The sequence below is a fragment of the Noviherbaspirillum sp. ST9 genome, from assembly GCF_048799745.1.
GTDB lineage: Bacteria > Pseudomonadota > Gammaproteobacteria > Burkholderiales > Burkholderiaceae_D > Noviherbaspirillum.
The window spans coordinates 404,435-422,993 of sequence record NZ_JBLWFR010000005.1 but is presented as its reverse complement, the minus strand read 5'-3'; the positions used below and the strand labels follow the sequence as shown (position 1 = coordinate 422,993).

At 57.0% G+C, this 18,559-nt stretch carries 21 protein-coding genes; all 21 read left to right on the top strand.

Going from position 1 to position 18,559, the window contains the following annotated elements; all coding sequences use genetic code 11:
- Positions 1-21 precede the first annotated feature (21 nt).
- Positions 22-1,113: a phosphate acyltransferase PlsX gene (gene plsX / locus ACNOHI_RS13960; protein WP_420475274.1), complete on the top strand. Its 1,092-nt coding sequence runs from the start codon at positions 22-24 to the stop codon at positions 1,111-1,113.
- On the top strand, positions 1,110-2,096 hold the full coding sequence (locus ACNOHI_RS13955; protein ID WP_420475273.1) for a beta-ketoacyl-ACP synthase III: 987 nt from the start codon (positions 1,110-1,112) through the stop codon (positions 2,094-2,096). Before plsX ends, ACNOHI_RS13955 begins: the two co-directional genes overlap by 4 nt.
- Positions 2,097-2,117: 21 nt before the next feature.
- Positions 2,118-3,050, top strand: coding sequence for an ACP S-malonyltransferase (gene fabD, locus ACNOHI_RS13950; protein WP_420475272.1), 933 nt, complete (start codon positions 2,118-2,120; stop codon positions 3,048-3,050).
- Positions 3,047-3,793, top strand: coding sequence for a 3-oxoacyl-ACP reductase FabG (fabG, locus tag ACNOHI_RS13945; RefSeq protein WP_420475271.1), 747 nt, complete (start codon positions 3,047-3,049; stop codon positions 3,791-3,793). Before fabD ends, fabG begins: the two co-directional genes overlap by 4 nt.
- Positions 3,794-3,915: 122 nt before the next feature.
- Positions 3,916-4,155, top strand: coding sequence for an acyl carrier protein (acpP, locus tag ACNOHI_RS13940; protein ID WP_040041346.1), 240 nt, complete (start codon positions 3,916-3,918; stop codon positions 4,153-4,155).
- A gap of 30 nt (positions 4,156-4,185) precedes the next feature.
- Positions 4,186-5,433 carry a beta-ketoacyl-ACP synthase II gene (gene fabF / locus ACNOHI_RS13935; RefSeq protein WP_420475270.1) on the top strand — a complete coding sequence of 416 codons (1,248 nt, stop codon included), beginning with the start codon at positions 4,186-4,188 and terminating at the stop codon, positions 5,431-5,433.
- A 59-nt stretch (positions 5,434-5,492) separates the two neighbouring features.
- On the top strand, positions 5,493-5,996 hold the full coding sequence (locus ACNOHI_RS13930; RefSeq protein WP_420475269.1) for a protein YgfX: 504 nt from the start codon (positions 5,493-5,495) through the stop codon (positions 5,994-5,996).
- 90 nt (positions 5,997-6,086) lie between these two features.
- Entirely contained in the window at positions 6,087-6,689 is a 603-nt protein-coding gene (gene rpoE, locus ACNOHI_RS13925) for an RNA polymerase sigma factor RpoE (protein WP_057293164.1), read from the top strand.
- Positions 6,690-6,759: 70 nt separating this feature from the next.
- On the top strand, positions 6,760-7,341 hold the full coding sequence (locus tag ACNOHI_RS13920) for a sigma-E factor negative regulatory protein (RefSeq protein WP_420475268.1): 582 nt from the start codon (positions 6,760-6,762) through the stop codon (positions 7,339-7,341).
- A 5-nt stretch (positions 7,342-7,346) separates the two neighbouring features.
- Positions 7,347-8,339, top strand: coding sequence for a MucB/RseB C-terminal domain-containing protein (locus tag ACNOHI_RS13915; protein ID WP_420475267.1), 993 nt, complete (start codon positions 7,347-7,349; stop codon positions 8,337-8,339).
- 18 nt (positions 8,340-8,357) lie between these two features.
- Entirely contained in the window at positions 8,358-9,836 is a 1,479-nt protein-coding gene (locus ACNOHI_RS13910; RefSeq protein WP_420475266.1) for a DegQ family serine endoprotease, read from the top strand.
- Positions 9,837-9,992: 156 nt separating this feature from the next.
- Entirely contained in the window at positions 9,993-10,247 is a 255-nt protein-coding gene (locus tag ACNOHI_RS13905; RefSeq protein ID WP_420475265.1) for a glutaredoxin family protein, read from the top strand.
- Between the two features lie 170 nt (positions 10,248-10,417).
- On the top strand, positions 10,418-12,211 hold the full coding sequence (lepA, locus tag ACNOHI_RS13900) for a translation elongation factor 4 (RefSeq protein WP_420475264.1): 1,794 nt from the start codon (positions 10,418-10,420) through the stop codon (positions 12,209-12,211).
- Complete coding sequence (gene lepB, locus ACNOHI_RS13895; RefSeq protein ID WP_420475263.1) at positions 12,208-13,119, top strand: signal peptidase I; 912 nt, start codon at positions 12,208-12,210, stop codon at positions 13,117-13,119. The genes lepA and lepB overlap by 4 nt, the downstream gene beginning before the upstream one ends.
- A 21-nt stretch (positions 13,120-13,140) precedes the next feature.
- Positions 13,141-13,530 carry a DUF4845 domain-containing protein gene (locus ACNOHI_RS13890; RefSeq protein ID WP_420475262.1) on the top strand — a complete coding sequence of 130 codons (390 nt, stop codon included), beginning with the start codon at positions 13,141-13,143 and terminating at the stop codon, positions 13,528-13,530.
- 24 nt (positions 13,531-13,554) lie between these two features.
- Positions 13,555-14,523: a ribonuclease III gene (rnc, locus tag ACNOHI_RS13885; protein ID WP_420475261.1), complete on the top strand. Its 969-nt coding sequence runs from the start codon at positions 13,555-13,557 to the stop codon at positions 14,521-14,523.
- Positions 14,520-15,422 carry a GTPase Era gene (era, locus tag ACNOHI_RS13880; protein ID WP_420475260.1) on the top strand — a complete coding sequence of 301 codons (903 nt, stop codon included), beginning with the start codon at positions 14,520-14,522 and terminating at the stop codon, positions 15,420-15,422. The genes rnc and era overlap by 4 nt, the downstream gene beginning before the upstream one ends.
- Positions 15,423-15,464: 42 nt before the next feature.
- The gene (recO, locus tag ACNOHI_RS13875; protein WP_420475259.1) at positions 15,465-16,313 is read left to right on the top strand and encodes a DNA repair protein RecO; all 849 of its coding nucleotides are present in this window, start codon (positions 15,465-15,467) and stop codon (positions 16,311-16,313) included.
- Positions 16,314-16,340: 27 nt separating this feature from the next.
- A complete protein-coding gene (pdxJ, locus tag ACNOHI_RS13870; RefSeq protein ID WP_420475258.1) occupies positions 16,341-17,108 on the top strand; it encodes a pyridoxine 5'-phosphate synthase in 768 nt (255 codons plus the stop codon).
- Complete coding sequence (gene acpS / locus ACNOHI_RS13865; protein WP_420475257.1) at positions 17,105-17,497, top strand: holo-ACP synthase; 393 nt, start codon at positions 17,105-17,107, stop codon at positions 17,495-17,497. The genes pdxJ and acpS overlap by 4 nt, the downstream gene beginning before the upstream one ends.
- On the top strand, positions 17,494-18,552 hold the full coding sequence (gene nagZ, locus ACNOHI_RS13860) for a beta-N-acetylhexosaminidase (protein ID WP_420475256.1): 1,059 nt from the start codon (positions 17,494-17,496) through the stop codon (positions 18,550-18,552). The genes acpS and nagZ overlap by 4 nt, the downstream gene beginning before the upstream one ends.
- The last annotated feature ends 7 nt before the right edge of the window (positions 18,553-18,559 follow it).

Sequence of the window (18,559 nt, the reverse complement as noted above, 5' to 3'; positions counted from 1 at the left end):
GCGAGGCACTGAGTCAAAACAATGACAATCAAAATTTCCATCGACTGCATGGGTGGTGACCACGGCCCGTCGGTCACGATTCCCGCAGCCGTCTCCTTCGCTAATCGCGAACCTGGCGCCGAATTGATTTTGGTCGGTCTCGAAGATGTTGTTCGAGCCGAGCTGGCAAAGCTCCACGCTTCCTCGCATCCGCGTCTGTCCGTCGTTAATGCAACTGAAGTCGTCGCTATGGACGATCCGGTTGAGGTGGCATTGCGTCGGAAGAAGGATTCGTCCATGCGCGTGGCTGTCAACCTGGTCAAGGAAGGCAAGGCCGACGCATGCGTATCCGCCGGCAATACCGGCGCGCTCATGGCCGTCTCTCGCTATGTCCTGAAGACGATCCCCGGTGTCGACCGTCCCGCAATCTGTTTCCCGATGCCGAACCAGACCGAGACGCCGACTTACATGCTGGATCTCGGTGCCAATGTCGATTGCGAGCCACAGCATCTGCATCAGTTTGCGCTGATGGGCTCCGCACTGGTATCTGCCCTTGAGGACAAGGCCAAGCCCACGGTCGGCCTGCTGAACATTGGCGAAGAGGATATCAAGGGCAACGAAGTGGTCAAGCAGACCGCAGCGCTTCTGCGCGCCGACCACGAAAAGGGGATCATCAACTTCTACGGTAACGTGGAAGGCAATGACATCTTCCTTGGCACGACGGATGTTGTCGTTTGCGACGGGTTCGTCGGGAACGTCGTGCTGAAAGCTTCTGAAGGCCTGGGGCGCTTCCTGAAGACTGTCTTCAAGAATGAGTTCAAGAGCAATCCGGTAAACATCCTTGGCGCCTTTATCGCGCAGGGTGCCCTCAAGGCAATTTCTCAGCGCATGAACCCGTCACGCTATAACGGCGCAAGCTTCCTCGGCCTGCGTGGCCTGGTGTTCAAGAGTCACGGCGGCGAGGATGCGTATGGCTACGAATGGGCGATCAAGCGTGCGTACGATGCGGCGAGCCACGACCTGCTTTCGCGCATCACGAAAACAATTGCGGAGCTCATGCCGCAACAGGGGGTGGCGCAGGCAGTTGCAGCGCCAGGCGACGTCACAGAACTAACTCACCAGAAGACGGCATGACGCTCTATAGCAAAATAATCGGCACCGGAAGCTATCTGCCTCCCAGGCGCGTAACGAACCAGGAACTGGCAATCCAGTTGGCCGAAAAGGGGATTGAAACCTCTGATGAATGGATCGTTTCTCGCAGCGGTATCTCGGCGCGCCATTACGCTGATCCGACTGTGCAGTCCAGCGATCTTGCTGTAGAGGCTGCAAAGCGCGCCCTGCAGGCTGCGAGCCTGACTCCAGGTGACGTCGATCTCATCATCCTTGCGACGTCGACGCCTGACCATTTTGGCGGATTCCCAAGCACGGCCTGCGTCGTGCAACGCAAACTCGGTATCGCCAACGGCGGAGCTGCCTTCGATGTACAGGCGGTGTGCAGCGGCTTCGTCTACGCCATGTCGGTTGCGGACAGCTTCATCAAGTCGGGCGCGCACAAAAACGTTCTCGTTATTGGCGCCGAAGTGTTCTCGCGCATTCTGAATTTCGACGATCGCACCACCTGCGTGCTTTTCGGTGACGGTGCTGGCGCCATTGTCATGTCGGGCTCGGATGAGCCCGGCATCCTCGCCACCAAACTTCATGCTGACGGCAGCCATGGAGACATCCTCTGCGTTCCCGGAAGCGTCACTGGTGGTGCCATCGAGGGGTCCGCTTTCCTGTATATGGATGGCCAAGCCGTGTTCAAGCTCGCCGTCTCGGTGCTGGAAAAGGTTGCCAACGAAGCGCTTGAGGCTGGTGGTCTGGAATCGAGCCAAATTGACTGGCTGGTTCCGCATCAGGCCAACATTCGAATCATGCAGGGTACTGCAAAAAAGCTCGGACTGCCTCTCGAAAAGATGGTCGTGACTGTCGATCAGCACGGCAATACCTCCGCGGCGTCCATCCCCCTCGCGCTGGACACAGCGGTACGCGATGGCCGTGTCAAGCCTGGGCAGAACGTCATGATGGAAGGCGTTGGCGGCGGATTCACCTGGGGTGCGGTCCTCGCACGCATGTAATCACCTGAAATCAAAAAACGCATGACCAAATTTGCATTTGTTTTTCCCGGGCAGGGATCGCAAGCCATCGGGATGTTGAATGGCTTTGCCGATAATCCGGTTGTTCAACAAACCGTTGTCGAGGCTTCCGACGCATTGCAACTTGACTTGGGTAAGCTGATTGCCGAAGGCCCGAAGGAAGAACTCGACCTCACGACCAACACGCAGCCGGTCATGTTGACTGCGGCGGTAGCGTGCTATCGCGCCTGGATTGCCGCTGGCGGCAAGGTACCTGCGATTGTTGCAGGTCACAGCTTGGGTGAGTACTCCGCACTGGTCGCGTCCGGCGTTATTTCGTTCAAGGATGCGGTGCCGCTGGTGCGTTTCCGTGCCCAGGCGATGCAGGAAGTCGTGCCCGTGGGGCAGGGCGGCATGGCGGCGATTCTCGGCCTGTCGGACGATGATGTTCGCGCCGCTTGTGCGCAGGCTGCACAAGGTGAAGTGGTCGAGGCGGTCAACTTTAACGCCCCCGCGCAAGTCGTTATCGCAGGCCACAAATCTGCAGTCGAGCGCGCATGTGAGGTGGCGAAAGCGAAGGGCGCCAAGCGCGCGCTTCCGCTACCCGTCTCGGCACCGTTCCACTCCTCTCTGCTCAAGCCGGCTTCCGATCGCCTTCGTGACTATATGGCTGGCCTGTCGTTTTCCACTCCCCAGTTTCCTTTGATTAATAACGTCGACGTTGCCATCGTGCAGGACGTGGCAGGCATCAAGGATGCGCTTGTGCGCCAGGCTGCAAGTCCCGTTCGCTGGGTCGAATCCGTGCAGAAAATGGCAGCTGAAGGTGTTACGCACGTGATCGAGTGCGGGCCCGGCAAGGTTTTGGCCGGCCTGACCAAGCGCATCAATGGTGATCTCGTGGGCGAAGCGATTTTCGATCAGCCTTCTTTGGAAAAAGTACTGGAGCTTCTCAAGTGAATCTGAACAATCAAGTGGCCCTGGTTACTGGGGCGTCCCGCGGTATTGGACGAGCGATCGCTCAAGAGCTCGCCAAGCAAGGTGCGAAGGTTGTCGGCACTGCAACCAGCGAATCTGGAGCGGCAGCGATTTCGGAATACCTTGCGGCCATTCGCCCCGACTGTGGCAAGGGTGCGGTGCTCAATGTCACCGATCCCGAGGCATGCAGCGGCGTGATTGAGATGGTGCAAAAGGAATTTGGCGGACTGTCCGTTCTCGTCAATAACGCCGGCATCACGATGGATCAGTTGGCGATGCGGATGAAAGACGAGGAGTGGGACGCCGTGATCGCCACCAACCTGACTGCTGTTGGCCGTCTCTCCCGCGGCGTGCTGCGCGGCATGATGAAGGCGAAGTACGGACGAATCATCAATATCACGTCCGTGGTGGGCTCCTCCGGCAATGCTGGACAAATGAATTATGCTGCGGCAAAGGCTGGCGTGGCCGGCATGAGCCGCGCGCTTGCGCGAGAGATCGGCAGCCGTAACATCACTGTCAACTGCGTCGCTCCGGGATTCATCGATACCGATATGACGCGCGAACTCGGCGAGCAGCAGACAGCTGCGCTGATGCAGCAGATTCCGCTCGGCCGCTTCGGTCAGCCCGAAGATATCGCTGCCGCGGTAGCGTTCCTTGCCTCGCCACAAGCAGGCTACGTCACGGGCACAACGCTGCACGTGAATGGCGGAATGTACATGAGTTAAGTAGCTCTTGGGCGCTTTTGGCCGAAGATCAAGCATTATTGAAAACAAAAGCCAAAAGTGAATTTTCACTGCGCAAACCTGATAAAATGCGCGCACTTTCTGTAATCCACTGGAGGGATAATATGTCCGATATCGAACAACGCGTTAAGAAGATCGTCGCCGAACAACTGGGCGTCGCCGAAGCCGACATCAAAAATGAATCGTCTTTCGTCGATGACCTCGGTGCCGACTCGCTTGACACGGTTGAGCTCGTGATGGCACTCGAAGACGAATTCGAAATGGAAATCCCCGACGAGCAAGCTGAAAAGATCACGACGGTGCAACAGGCGATCGATTACGCCAAGGCACACGTCAAGGCTTGATGCTGTTTTGATTCAAACCAGGAGTACCGCTTGAGCCGCTCTCGTGAACGTCGAGTCGTAGTGACCGGCCTCGGTTGCGTTTCTCCCGTCGGCAATTCGATTGCCGATGCCTGGGGGGCGCTGATCGAAGGCAAGTCTGGCATTGCGACCATCACCAAGTTTGACGCCGCGCCTTTCTCGACCCGCTTCGCCGGCGAGGTCAAGGGCTTTAATATCGAGGATTACATCCCCGGTAAAGAAGCGCGTCACATGGATGACTTTATCCACTACGGGATGGCTGCCGGCATCCAGGCGATTCAGGACAGTGGCCTGACCGCGACCGAGGAAAATGCCGAGCGTATCGGCGTCATCGTCGGGTCGGGTATCGGCGGACTTCCGATGATCGAGGAAACGCACGCAGAACTGACCAACCGCGGCCCGCGCCGCATCAGTCCGTTCTTCGTGCCGGCGTCGATCATCAACATGATCTCCGGCCATCTCTCGATCAAGTACGGTTTCAAGGGGCCCAACCTCGCGTTGGTGACGGCTTGCACGACCGGCTTGCATTGTATCGGTGCGGCCGCTCGCATGATCGAATACGGCGATGCAGACGTTATGGTCGCAGGCGGTGCGGAGTCCACCGTTTCTCCCCTCGGCGTTGGCGGCTTTGCTGCGGCGCGTGCGCTTTCGGCGCGCAACGACGATCCGGCAACGGCGTCCCGCCCATGGGACAAGGATCGTGACGGCTTCGTGCTTGGCGAAGGCGCTGGCGTGATGGTGCTGGAAGAGTACGAGCATGCCAAGGCGCGCGGCGCAAAGATTTATGCGGAAGTTCTTGGCTTCGGCATGAGCGCGGACGCGTACCACATGACTGCCCCGCGCGAGGACGGTGACGGTGCCCGTCGCTGCATGGTCGCTGCATTGAAAAATGCGGAGATCAATCCGGAGCAGGTCGATTATGTGAATGCTCACGGTACGTCGACGCCGCTCGGCGATCTTGCGGAGACGGTCGCGATCAAGCGCGCATTGGGTGAGCACGCGGGCAAGGTTGTGGTGAACTCGACCAAGTCCATGACGGGGCACCTGCTTGGTGGCGCCGGTGGGCTGGAATCCGTATTCACGGTGCTGGCAGTGCACAACCAGATATCACCGCCTACCATCAATATCTTCAACCAGGATCCGGAGTGCGACCTGGATTACTGCGCCAACACCGCGCGGCAAATGCCAATCAATATCGCGGTCAAGAATTCGTTCGGCTTCGGCGGCACGAACGGAACTCTCGTTTTCGGCAAAGTCTGAATTGACGTTCCCCTCTCTTCGCGAAGGGGAACGTCACTCAATCGCCGGCTTCCCATTTCATGTCCATTGCGGTATCAACCGTCGTGCAGCCATCGCGCGTTCATTTCGTGCTGAATGCGGCGATGGCCGCAATTGTCGTCGCAGTCGCCGTCGTCCTCGGTACCGGCCGAATTGGCGACCTGTCTCTCCCTATCCGCGCACTCCTTTCGGTGCTGATGTTTTTCCTCGCGTCCTTTGGGTTTTATCATGGCATGCGTAGCCGAAAAACCATACAACTTGATATCTCCGGCACAGGTCAGATTCGACTGCTGAATGTAGGGGGAGAGCCCCCTTGTACTGCCACGATGCGACCACATGTAAAGGAGATTGGCGAGGTGGTTCGTCTGATGGATAACTCGACACTCTGGCCGCACATGCTTTTGCTGCGCTTGCGGTCCGAGAGTGGACAAACGACAGTTGTGCCGGTCTTTCCTGACAGCGTTGACCGGGAGGCGTTTCGGGCGCTGTCGGTTGCCTGCCGTTGGATTTCCGTCCAAAACGAAACGGACCTGGAAATTTTCTGAAAATTGTTCAATTCAAATTGAACTTATTGCATTTCCCAGAGTCAACTACTCTAGCCGCGTGTATGTTGCAAAGGGACAAGGGATCGGGGATTGACGACAGAACGCGACATTGATCAACTGCTTGTCGAGCGTGTTCAGCGCGGCGATAAAAAGGCGTTCGAGCTATTGGTGTCCAAGTATCAACGGAAACTGATGCGGCTCGTATCGCGGCTCGTGCGCGACCAGGCTGAGGCCGAGGATGTCGTGCAGGAAGCGTTTATCAAAGCTTACCGCGCGCTGCCGCAGTTTCGCGGCGACTCCGCGTTTTATACCTGGTTGTATCGGATCGGTATCAATACTGCGAAGAACTACCTGGTGACGCAGGGACGGCGCGCGCCGACATCGACAGAGGCAGATGCTGAAGAAGCGGAAACATTTGATGATGGTGAGCATCTAAGGGACATCAATACGCCCGAGTCGATGCTCGCCACCAAGCAGATTGCAGAAACAGTGAATGTGGCAATGGACGCACTACCGGATGAGTTACGGATAGCAATTACATTGCGTGAAATCGAGGGCTTGAGCTACGATGAAATTGCGGAAGCGATGGGGTGTCCGATAGGCACCGTACGCAGCCGGATATTCCGGGCTCGCGAGGCCATCGCCGAAAAACTCAGGCCATTGTTGGGCACTGCGATCGACAAGCGCTGGTAGGTGCAGGGATAGGCAAAACAAGGCTTTTCAAGCAAAAAACAGGGTGTGGCGCATCCTGAACGAGGTAGTTATGGACACGAATGCAATGACCCAGGAAAAGATTTCCGCCTTGGCAGATGGCGAGTTGCCAGGCGAGCACATCGACATTGTGCTTGCCGCGCTGCGTAATAAGGAGGGAAAAGCGGACTGGGACATTTACCACCAGATCGGCGATGTGTTGCGGTCTGACGACATGGCTGTGGACCTGAGTCCAGGATTTTCCAGTCGGCTTTCCGCTCGCCTTGATGCAGAGCCAACAATCATGGCTCCGGCTCTTGCGTCCTCGGGAGAGAGCACTGGTGCAGCGTCTGGCGCAAGGATGCGGCGCTGGGCACTGCCAAGCATGGCGGCTGCCACTGCAATGGCAACTGTCGCCTTTTTCACTACGCCACAGCTAATGGTCGCCCTGAAGAACGATGCAACTGCTCCTGCAGTTCAAATGGCTTCTGGAACGGACGGAAGCGTGGTGACGGCGTCCGCACCGGATGGCGTTGTGCTTCGAGATCCTCGTATTGATGACTATCTGATGGCTCACCAACGCATATCGCCGTCGGTGTACAGCACGGCCCAATTTGCGCGATCTGCAAATTTCGCCACCGATTCGAATAAATGATTCATATGCGGCAAACATTCGCTTTACTCAAGTTTGTCGTTGCCACATCGTTTTTCTTCCTCGGATGTTCTGCTTCGGCGGAAACTTCCGAAGCGCAGTCGTGGTTGAAAAATATCCAGTCAGCGGCACAGAAACTCAATTACTCCGGCACGTTCGTCTACCAGCAGGGGAGCCAGATGCGCACTTCGCGCATTACGCATTTGCTGGAAGGCCGCAACGAGATCGAAAAACTCGAGGTGCTGGACGGCAAGCCACGCGAGTACATCCGGAACAATGAAGAGGTCATCTGCTACGTCCCGGAAGCAAAGACACTGCTTGTCGAGAAGCGCGTGACCAATGACGTTTTTCCCGCGATTCTCGCGGCGAGCCCGGCCGACATCGGCGAGTCTTACAACGTTCGAATGGATGCTACTGGGAGGGTTGCTGGCCGAGATTGCCAGGCGATTGTTCTTGAACCCAAGGATAGCATGCGCTATGGCTACCGTTTATGGGCCGACAAGGCGACGGGATTGCTCCTGAGGGCGCAAACGCTGGATGACAATCGAAGCGTGATCGAGCAGATTGCGTTTACCCAGATTGCCATTGGAGGTGTTGACCGAGCGCGCGCACGACCTAGCTTCGGCGATACTAGCGGATGGCGTGTCGAGAACGCTGTCATGAGCAGCGCAAGTCTGTCGGGGTGGTCCGTGAAATCCCTCCCGCCTGGATTCCGAAAAATTCGCGAAGTGAAGCGGCTGGTATCTGACGCGTCGGGCGGCAATTCCTCCGGGCAGCTCGTTCAGCGCGAAGTGTCGCATATGGTTTTCTCTGACGGACTCGCAGCGATTTCCGTCTTCATCGAACCCGGCTCTCAAAGCAGAACGGAAGGTTCGATGCAGCAGGGAGCGCTGAATATCGTTGGTAAGCGGCATGGCGATTTTTGGCTTACCATCGTAGGAGAGGTGCCATCGGCGGCAATCAGGCAGGTCGCCAATTCGATTGAATTCAAGTCCAAATAGCTAAAATAACCAGACGATATGAAAACAATCCGTTTCGCTCGAAATCTCGTTTTTGCATTTGCCGCCACTACGCTGGCCGCAGGAGTCTTGCCGAATTCCTCTGGTTTGCTCGGCGTCGCCCACGCGGCTTCTGTTGCCGGCTTGCCCGATTTTGCTGACCTGGTCGAAAAGACAGGACCGGCAGTTGTTAACATTCGGACGACCGAGCGGGTCAAGCCAGGGCAGAATGGTGGCGTTCCCGGCGCCGAAGATGAAGAGATGCAAGAGTTTTTCCGTCGGTTTTTCGGCGTTCCCATGCCGCGCCAGCAGCCTGGGCCGCGGGGGCGGCGTCCTGCGCCGCAGCAGGAAGAGGAAGTGCCGCGCGGAGTGGGCTCGGGATTCATCATCTCCGCAGATGGTTTTGTGCTGACCAATGCACACGTCGTCGATGGCGCGGATGATGTTTACGTCACACTGACCGACAAGCGCGAATACAAGGCCAAGATCATTGGCGTGGACAAGCGGACCGATGTCGCGGTCGTCAAGATCGAAGGCAGCAATCTGCCACGCCTGACGATTGGCGACCCGAACAAGCTACGGGTTGGGGAATGGGTGATCGCCATTGGATCGCCGTTTGGCTTGGAGAATACCGTGACAGCCGGCATCATTTCGGCCAAGGCACGTGACACCGGTGACTACCTTCCACTGATCCAAACCGATGTCGCGGTTAATCCAGGCAATTCCGGTGGTCCGCTCATCAACATGCGCGGCGAAGTCATTGGCATCAATTCCCAGATCTACAGCCGCTCCGGCGGATACATGGGTATCTCATTCGCGGTTCCGATCGACGAGGCTATGCGCGTAGGAGAGCAGCTTCGCGCGACTGGTCGTGTGACGCGTGGTCGTATCGGTGTGCAGATTGGCGAGGTGACAAAGGATGTCGCCGAATCCCTGGGACTGGCGCGTGCCCAAGGGGCACTGATTCAGCGTGTCGAGCCGGGCGGACCTGCCGAGAAGGGGGGGCTGGAGGCTGGCGATATCATCCTCAAGTTCAATGGCGCCAATATCGAGAAGTCGAGTGACCTTCCACGTCTCGTCGGGGCAACCCGGCCTGGAACGAAGGGCACGCTTACTGTATGGCGCAAAGGTGCGGCTAAGGAAATTGTGCTGACCATCGCCGAACTCGAGCCGGAAAAGGTGGCGCGCAAGGATGAAAAGAAAGGCAAGCCCGAGCAAGCTCCCAATGCACTCGGCCTCGTTGTGAGCGACCTGTCTGAATCGCAGAAGAAAGAACTCAAGGTTGACGGCGGCGTGATTGTCGACGCGGCCGAGGGCGCTGCAGGGCGTGCCGGCCTGCGCGCCGGCGACGTGATCCTTCGCCTGAACAACAACGATGTCAAGGATGCAAAGCAATTCAACGCACTGGTTTCCAAGCTCGAACCAAAAAAGCTTGCGGTCGTGCTTGTCCGGCGTGGCGATGCGTCGCAGTTCGTGCCCATCCGGCCTAACGGGCAGTAATCAGGAAACAATTCTCCCCGGCAGCCCTTGGACTGGCTTCTGGGGAGTTGCCGCAGCTTGGTCGATTGAAAGTAAGACACTATACTGATCGAGATGCTGCTGGCCGGTGCAGCCATTCATTTCAAATCAGAATAACTTCCCTTTGGCACGACTGCCGTGGTTCATTTCACCCTCTATACGCGTTCTTACTGCCACTTATGTGATGACATGCTTGAAGCATTGCAGGCCTTGAGCAGTGAATTTCCCTTTGCCGTAGAAATGATGGACGTGGACGCGGATGAAGCGCTTGTGGCCCAGTTTGACGAACTGGTCCCTGTTCTGTTCGGCAAAAAAGGCAATGGCGAATCGGTCCAGCTCTGCAATTATTTTCTGGACGACGCAAAAGTCCGCGCATTTCTCGAGGCTGCATAGCGAACCCGTTTCTGTCACCATGCCGGAATAGCGCCAGTCCAAGGCGATTTTACGGGCTTTCCCCCCTGAAATCCGGTAAAATGCCGCCTATCGAATAACCTTCAGTCTATAAGGCGCTCGTTGGGGATCCCCCTGTTCAGAGCGCCTTTTTTGTAATTGCATCTTAGCTAATGGACAACATTCGGAATTTTTCCATCATTGCCCATATCGACCACGGCAAATCCACGCTGGCCGATCGCATCATCCAGATCTGCGGCGGGCTGTCGGACCGCGAAATGGAAGCGCAAGTGTTGGACTCGATGGATCTCGAGCGCGAGCGCGGCATCACCATCAAGGCACAGACTGCCGCCCTGTCGTACAAGGCGCGCGACGGCAAGATCTATAACCTCAATCTCATCGACACGCCCGGACACGTCGACTTCAGCTATGAAGTCAGCAGGTCGCTCTCCGCATGCGAGGGCGCGCTGCTGGTGGTCGATGCGTCCCAAGGCGTCGAGGCACAAACGGTGGCGAACTGCTACACGGCACTCGATCTCGATGTGGAAGTCGTCCCTGTCCTGAACAAGATCGACCTTCCTTCTGCCGATCCCGAGAACGCGATCAGCGAAATCGAAGACGTGATCGGCATTGATGCGGGCGATGCCGTCCGCTGTTCCGCCAAGACGGGCCTTGGCGTCGAGGACGTGCTGGAGGCGTTGATTGCCAAGGTTCCGCCGCCGAAGGGCGACCCGAACGGTTTGCTGCAGGGCCTGATCATCGATTCCTGGTTCGACAATTACGTCGGCGTGGTGATGCTCGTTCGCGTCGTTAATGGAACGCTGCGTCCGAAGGACAAGATCTCGCTGATGGCGACCGGTGCGCAGTACCTGACCGAAAGCGTGGGTGTGTTCACACCGAAGTCGCAGGCACGCGAAACACTCTCGGCAGGACAGGTGGGGTTCGTCATTGCGGGCATCAAGGAGCTGAAGGCAGCGCGTGTCGGCGATACCATTACCCTTGCTGCCAAGCCGGCAGCGGAACCACTCCCTGGTTTTAAAGAAGTACAGCCTCAGGTTTTTGCGGGGTTGTTCCCGGTTGAGGCCAACCAGTACGATGCGCTGCGTGATTCGCTTGAAAAACTCAAGCTCAATGACGCCGCGCTGCAGTACGAGCCGGAAGTGTCGCAGGCGCTGGGCTTCGGCTTCCGCTGCGGCTTCCTCGGCTTGCTGCATATGGAAATTGTGCAGGAGCGCCTCGAGCGCGAGTTCGACATGGATCTCATTACGACCGCTCCCACGGTCGTCTACGAAGTCGTCCAGCGCGATGGCTCCGTGATCATGGTCGATAACCCGTCGAAGATGCCGGATCCCGCGAAGATCGACGAGATCCGCGAGCCAATCGTGACCGTCAACCTGTACATGCCGCAGGAGTATGTCGGCTCCGTCATCACCCTGTGCACGCAGAAGCGCGGCGTGCAGATCAACATGACCTATCACGGCAAGCAGGTGATGCTCACCTATGAAATGCCGATGGCCGAGATCGTGCTCGATTTCTTCGACAAGCTGAAGTCGACTTCGCGCGGCTATGCGTCCATGGACTACGAGTTCAAGGAGTATCGCGCTGCCGACGTCGTCAAGGTCGACATGCTGATTAACAGCGAAAAAGTCGATGCACTCGCCATTATCGTGCACCGCGCAAGTAGCCAATTCCGAGGCCGGGCAGTGGCTGCAAAGATGCGTGAACTGATTCCGCGCCAGATGTTTGACGTGGCGATCCAGGCTGCGATTGGTTCCAACATCATCGCGCGCGAGAACGTCAAGGCGATGCGCAAGAACGTCCTGGCCAAGTGCTACGGCGGCGACATCTCGCGAAAGCGCAAGCTGCTTGAAAAGCAGAAGGCGGGCAAGAAGCGTATGAAGCAGGTGGGTTCGGTTGAGGTGCCCCAAGAGGCATTCCTGGCGATTTTACAAGTGGAAGATAAATGAGTTTGCAAGCGATTCTCGGCAACTTCGCATTAATCCTTTTCATACTCACGGTCGGCACTGGAATCATCTGGTTCCTCGACGTTTTCCACTTTGCACGGCAGCGCCGCGCCCGGGCCGACGCGGCGCTTGCGGAGTATGACGCGCGCCGAGCGCGTTTGCAGGCAGACGGTCTCAAGGTCGACGAGTCTGATCGGACAAGGATCGAAGCAGACATTCTCCGGCAGCCGACATGGATCGAATACTCGGGCAGCTTTTTCCCCGTTATTGCGCTGGTTTTCTTCCTGCGATCCTTCCTGTACGAGCCCTTCAAAATTCCGTCCAGTTCCATGGTGCCGACGCTTGTCATCGGCGACCTCATCCTCGTCAATAAGTTTACCTACGGGGTGCGCCTGCCGATCATCAACAAGAAAATCATCGACATCAATAACCCGCAACGCGGCGACGTCATGGTCTTCAAGTATCCCAAAGACCCCTCCCTTGACTACATCAAGCGCGTGATTGGCGTGCCAGGTGATAAAATCACATATAAAAACAAGCGTTTAACGGTAAATGGTAAAGAAGTTTCTTATGAGTCGTTGCCGGATTACCTTGATGAGGAACACCTGAACTATTCGAAGCAGTATTTGGAAGGCCTGGCTGGAGTTCCGCACAGGATTCTGAATGATGAGAAGGCTCCGGCCTACGTCCAGAATCCGGATCCGTTCCCGAAGCGGGAATTGTGCACCTATAACGTGGAAGGTTTCAGTTGTACCGTCCCCTCTGGACATTACTTCATGATGGGGGATAATCGGGATAACAGCCTCGATAGCCGCTACTGGGGATTTGTGCCGGACGAGAATATTGTCGGAAAGGCATTTTTCGTCTGGATGAACCTCGGAAATCTGCGACGTATCGGCAGTTTTCAATAATTAGAAATAGGGAGTGTGCGAATGAAGCTGCGGAATTGTTCCGGGAACGGCCAGCGTGGTCTTTCAATGGTGGGATTCCTGTTTGGCATCATCATTGTCGCGTTGCTTGCTGTGCTTGGAATGAAGGTTGTGCCAACGGTCGTCGAGTATATGGCAATCAAGAAGGCAATCGTGAATGCGAAGAATGCCGGGACCACAGTCAAGGATATTCAAGTGTCCTTTGACCGCCAACGTGAAACGAACTATGTCGAGTCGGTTAGCAGCAAGGATCTGGAAATCACCAAGACCGGCGACGGCTTTGAGGTGAGCGTAGCATACGAGAAAAAAATCGGGTTGTTCGGTCCCGCAAGCCTCTTGCTCGAATACCAGGCAACGACGGCAAGTGGTATGGCAAATAAATCGAAACCTTGATGGCGTAGCAAGGCGCGAGAAAAGATGGATTTCAAGCTATTGCAGGATCGGCTGGGTCATGCGTTCAAGGATGCTGCATTGCTGCAGCAGGCGTTGACGCATCGCAGCCATAGCAGCCTGCATAATGAACGCCTGGAATTTCTCGGCGATTCGGTTCTGAATTGCGTCGTCGCTTCGCTATTGTTTGAACGCTATAACAAGATCGACGAGGGTGATCTTTCCCGTTTGCGCGCGAATCTGGTGAAGCAGCAGTCTTTGTATGAGATTGCGCAGCGGCTCGAACTTTCCCAGTTCCTTCGGCTCGGCGAAGGGGAGTTGAAATCCGGCGGCTTCCGTCGGCCCTCAATTCTTGCCGATACTCTCGAAGCACTGTTTGGGGCGATTTTCCTGGATGCCGGGTTCAATGCCGCTCGGGACGTTATCCGCTCCCTGTATATTCCCATCCTCGACACGGTCGATCCAAAAACACTAGGCAAGGACGCAAAGACCCTGCTCCAGGAGTTCTTGCAGGGTAAAAAAATTGCCTTGCCTCAATACAACGTTGTTGCTACCCACGGCGCTGCCCATAACCAGGAATTCGAAGTTGAATGCCTGGTGCCCAAGCTCGATATCCAAGTGTTTGGTACTGGCGGGAGCCGGCGTGCCGGCGAACAGGCCGCAGCCAAATTGGCTCTCGAAGCCGTGCAGACTGCTTTGTCAAAGTCGTCCTCGTCGAACAGAAAGAGTCGTCCTCGCGCGTCTCAGCTCAAATTGGCAGGAATTGCCACCATCCAGCCCGATGCCCCTGTCGAAGACGAAAACAGGAAGGTCGCCAAGTCCGCCAAAGCCGATGGCAAACAGGAGGGCAAGGCCGACTCTGCGCAAACCAGGCTGGACTTGAAAGCCGAACCGCAGCCAGGTTCGGAGTCGCCTGCGAAGGCAACTGGCGGAGCCGCCCCGGTGTCGGAAGCCGCAGGGCAGGCAACAACCTCCACCCACTCGAAAACTGCATGACCTCACCAGACACCAGCGAAGAATTTCGCTGCGGATATATCGCCATCGTCGGCCGGCCCAATGTCGGCAAGTCGACTCTGATGAATGCGCTGATCGGCGCCAAGGTAAGTATTACTTCTCGCAAGGCGCAGACGACGCGCCATCGCATTACAGGAATTCAGACGAACGAACATGCACAGTACGTTTATGTCGACACGCCCGGATTCCAAACCCGACACGCGAACGCCCTAAACAAGACACTGAACCGGACTGTCACCAATACGCTTACCGCCGCTGACGTTATCCTTTTTGTGATCGAGTCCGGCACGTTCGGGCCGGCAGACAAGCAGGTGCTGGATCTCATTCCTAAAAATGTTCCTTGCATCCTGGTCATCAACAAGGCTGACCGGACGAAGGACAAGGCGATCATGATGCCGTTCGCCCAAAAGGTCGCTGCCGAACGCGACTTTGCGTCCATTGTTCCGGTATCGGCAAAGCAGCGTTTTCAGCTCGACATTCTCGAAGCAGAGATTCGGAAGTTCCTTCCCGTGAATCCGCCAATGTTTGACGAAGACGACATTACCGACCGCAGCGAGCGTTTCCTGGCTTCCGAAATTGTCAGGGAAAAAGTGTTCAGGTATGTCGGCGACGAGCTGCCGTATACCAGCACCGTTGTCATCGAACAGTTCGAGCAAGAAGGCAACCTGCGCCGCATTTTTGCCGCTATCCTCGTGGACCGTGATAGTCATAAATCAATGGTGATCGGGCAAAAAGGGGCAAAGCTCAAGGAAATTTCAACCCAGTCTCGCCTCGACATGGAAAAATTGTTCGGCGGTCCGGTCTATCTGGAGATCTGGGTCAAGGTCAAGTCCGGCTGGGCGGACAATGAGGCCGGTCTGCGCGCCTACGGTTACGAATAGTACGGGCCACAGGTTCGGGCTTAACGAGGGCGACGTTCCTACATGGCGTTTCCACTGATTAATGACGAGCAGGGACTGGCAGACGGTCCCACGCTGCAGCCGAACGACGCCACGGCAGGTGCGACGCATTCCCCCAAAGGGCAGAGCAGGCGCCGAATCCAGTCAAGTCTCCCCGAAAAGGACTACAGGGTCTCGTCGCAGCCAGCCTTCGTCCTGCACAGCTATCCATATAAAGAAACAAGCCTGATCGTAGACGTCTTTTCACGGGACTACGGGCGTGTTGCCCTTGTGGCCAAGGGAGCGAAGCGCCCACATTCCAAATTGCGCGGCGTGCTGCAAACGTTTCAGCCCTTGACGGTGAGCTGGAGCGGAAAGGCCGAAGTGCGCACCCTGACTTCGGCGGAATGGGTCGGCGGACTTTTGCCTTTGGAAAAATCCGCGCTGCTGTGTGGCTTCTATCTGAACGAGCTGCTGGTCAAGCTCCTCGCGCGCGATGACGCGCATCCCGCCTTGTTTGATCATTACATTGCTACGCTCAACCAGCTTGCGCATGACGAGCCTCCGCCGATCGTCCTGAGGAAGTTCGAGAGGGCATTGCTGAAGGAAACCGGGGTCGGCGGAAATTTTTCGGTATGCACTACGACTGGATTGCCGGTGGACCCCGGTGCAGTCTACGTGGTCGACCCGGAGCGCGGGCCGCGTCCGGCTCATCCGGCGGACAATACGCCGTCCGTCCACGGCAAGACGTTGCTGGACATGGAGTGCGAGGACTACAGCGACAGCACGACACAGATGCAGAGCAAATTCCTGATGCGGTTCCTCCTCGCGCATCATTTGGGCGGAACTCAGCTCAACACGCGGCAGATTCTGATAGATTTGATGCAATTATAAGCCAATTCGCGACCATTACAAAAAGCCATGAGCCTCCTACATCCCAATACTCCGGTAATCGACCTCGGCGTCAACATAGACCATGTGGCCACACTGAGAAATGCGAGGGGCACAACCTATCCCGACCCTGTGCAGGCCGCGTTGCTGGCAGAAGAGGCGGGCGCGGATTGCATTACCTTGCACTTGCGCGAGGACCGCAGGCATATCAAGGATGCGGACGTAGAGGCCATCCGTCCACAACTCCGCACACGGATGAACCTCGAGTCAGCGGTGACGCGCGAGATGCTCGACTTCGCATGCCGCATCCGCCCCCAGGATGTTTGCCTTGTGCCGGAACGCCGCAATGAGGTGACAACGGAAGGCGGACTGGACGTGGCAGGACACTTTGCCGATGTTCAGTCGGCGGTACGGCAGTTGCAGGCGGAAGGGATCCGCGTCAGCCTTTTCATTGACGCCGACCCGGTACAGATCCGCGCGGCCGCTGAAGCTGGCGCACCGGTCATCGAAATCCATACAGGGCGCTACGCGGACGCTGTAAGCGAGAGCGAACAGCAGCAGGAACTGGGCCGTGTTCAGGCCGGGGTCATCGAGGGCGTGAAACTTGGCCTCAAAGTGAATGCCGGGCACGGACTGCATTACACGAATGTGCAGGCAATCGCAGCGATACCGGAAATCGCCGAGCTCAACATCGGGCATGCCATCGTTTCCGAGGCTGTCTTCGTTGGCTGGAAGAACGCCGTGAAGGAAATGAAGGCGATCATGGTCGCCGCGCGCCTGGGGCTCCACAAGAAATGATCTACGGCATCGGCACCGATATCATCCAGATTTCGCGAATTGAAGAGGCGCTCGTTCGGCATGGCGACCGGTTCGCGGAGAAAATCCTCGGCAAGGAAGAGCTGGAAAAATATCATCGCCGCAAGTCAAAGGTAGAGGCACGAGGGATCCGTTTTCTCGCATCGCGTTTCGCCGCGAAAGAAGCGTTTTCCAAGGCTATCGGCTTGGGAATGCGCATGCCAATGACATGGCGCGCCATGCAGACGCTGAACGCGCCAAGCGGCAAGCCGGTCGTAGTCACGAGCGGCGTACTGAAAGAATTCATGGAACAGAACGGGCTAGCCGCGCAGGTTTCGATTACCGACGAAGCCGACTATGCGGTGGCCTTTGTGATAGTGGAGAAAAAATGAACAACGTAGCGGTCAACGCTAAGCAGCAACTTGGTCCGGTCATGCTGGATGTGGTGGGGAAGACCTTGTCGGATGACGATGTCAGACGTATTCAGCACCCGCTGACTGGCGGCGTCATCCTTTTTGCACGGAATTATGAAAACCGCGAGCAGCTGGTGGAGCTGACTAGCGCCATCCACGATGTGCGCCCAGGTGTGCTGATCGCCGTCGATCACGAGGGCGGCCGCGTACAACGCTTCAAGACCGATGGATTCACCCGCTTGCCTGCCATGCGAAAACTGGGTGAGATGTGGGACAGCGATGTGCTTCAGTCGATCAAGGCGGCGACGGATATCGGCTTCGTCCTGGCAGCCGAACTGCGCGCCTGTGGCGTCGACTTGTCGTTCACCCCTGTGCTCGACCTCGACTATGGGGAGTCCGGCGTCATCGGCGACCGCGCGTTCCATCGTGATCCGCGCGTGGTCAGCGTGCTGGCGAAGAGCCTCAACCATGGCCTGGCGCTTGCCGGCATGGCGAATTGCGGCAAGCATTTCCCGGGGCACGGGTTTGTGAAGGCAGATTCCCATGTCGATATTCCCGTCGACGAGCGCAGCCTGAAGGAAATTCTCGCCGATGATGCCGCGCCGTATGGTTGGCTTGGGCTCGGCTTGGCCGGTGTCATGCCTGCGCACGTGATCTATCCCAAGGTCGACAAGAATCCTGCCGGCTTTTCCAAGAAATGGCTGACCATCCTCAGGCGCGACTACGGGTTCGAGGGCGTAATTTTCAGTGACGACCTGAGCATGGAGGGGGCCAGTGTCGCGGGTGGCGTGGTCGACGGCGCAAACGCTGCGCTTGCTGCCGGGTGCGACATGGTCTTGATCTGCAATTCGCCAGACAAGGCCGATGAGTTGCTGCAGGGATTGAAAGTCAAGGCGACGGCTGCTTCGAAAGCGTCGGCGTCGCGCGTTGCCTCACTCGTACCGCAATTTCCCGGCATGGCATGGGAGGAGCTGCAGGACGATCCTCGCTATCGCGCGGCGAAGGCAACCGCAGAGTCGTTTGCAGGAGCGTAAAGACGCA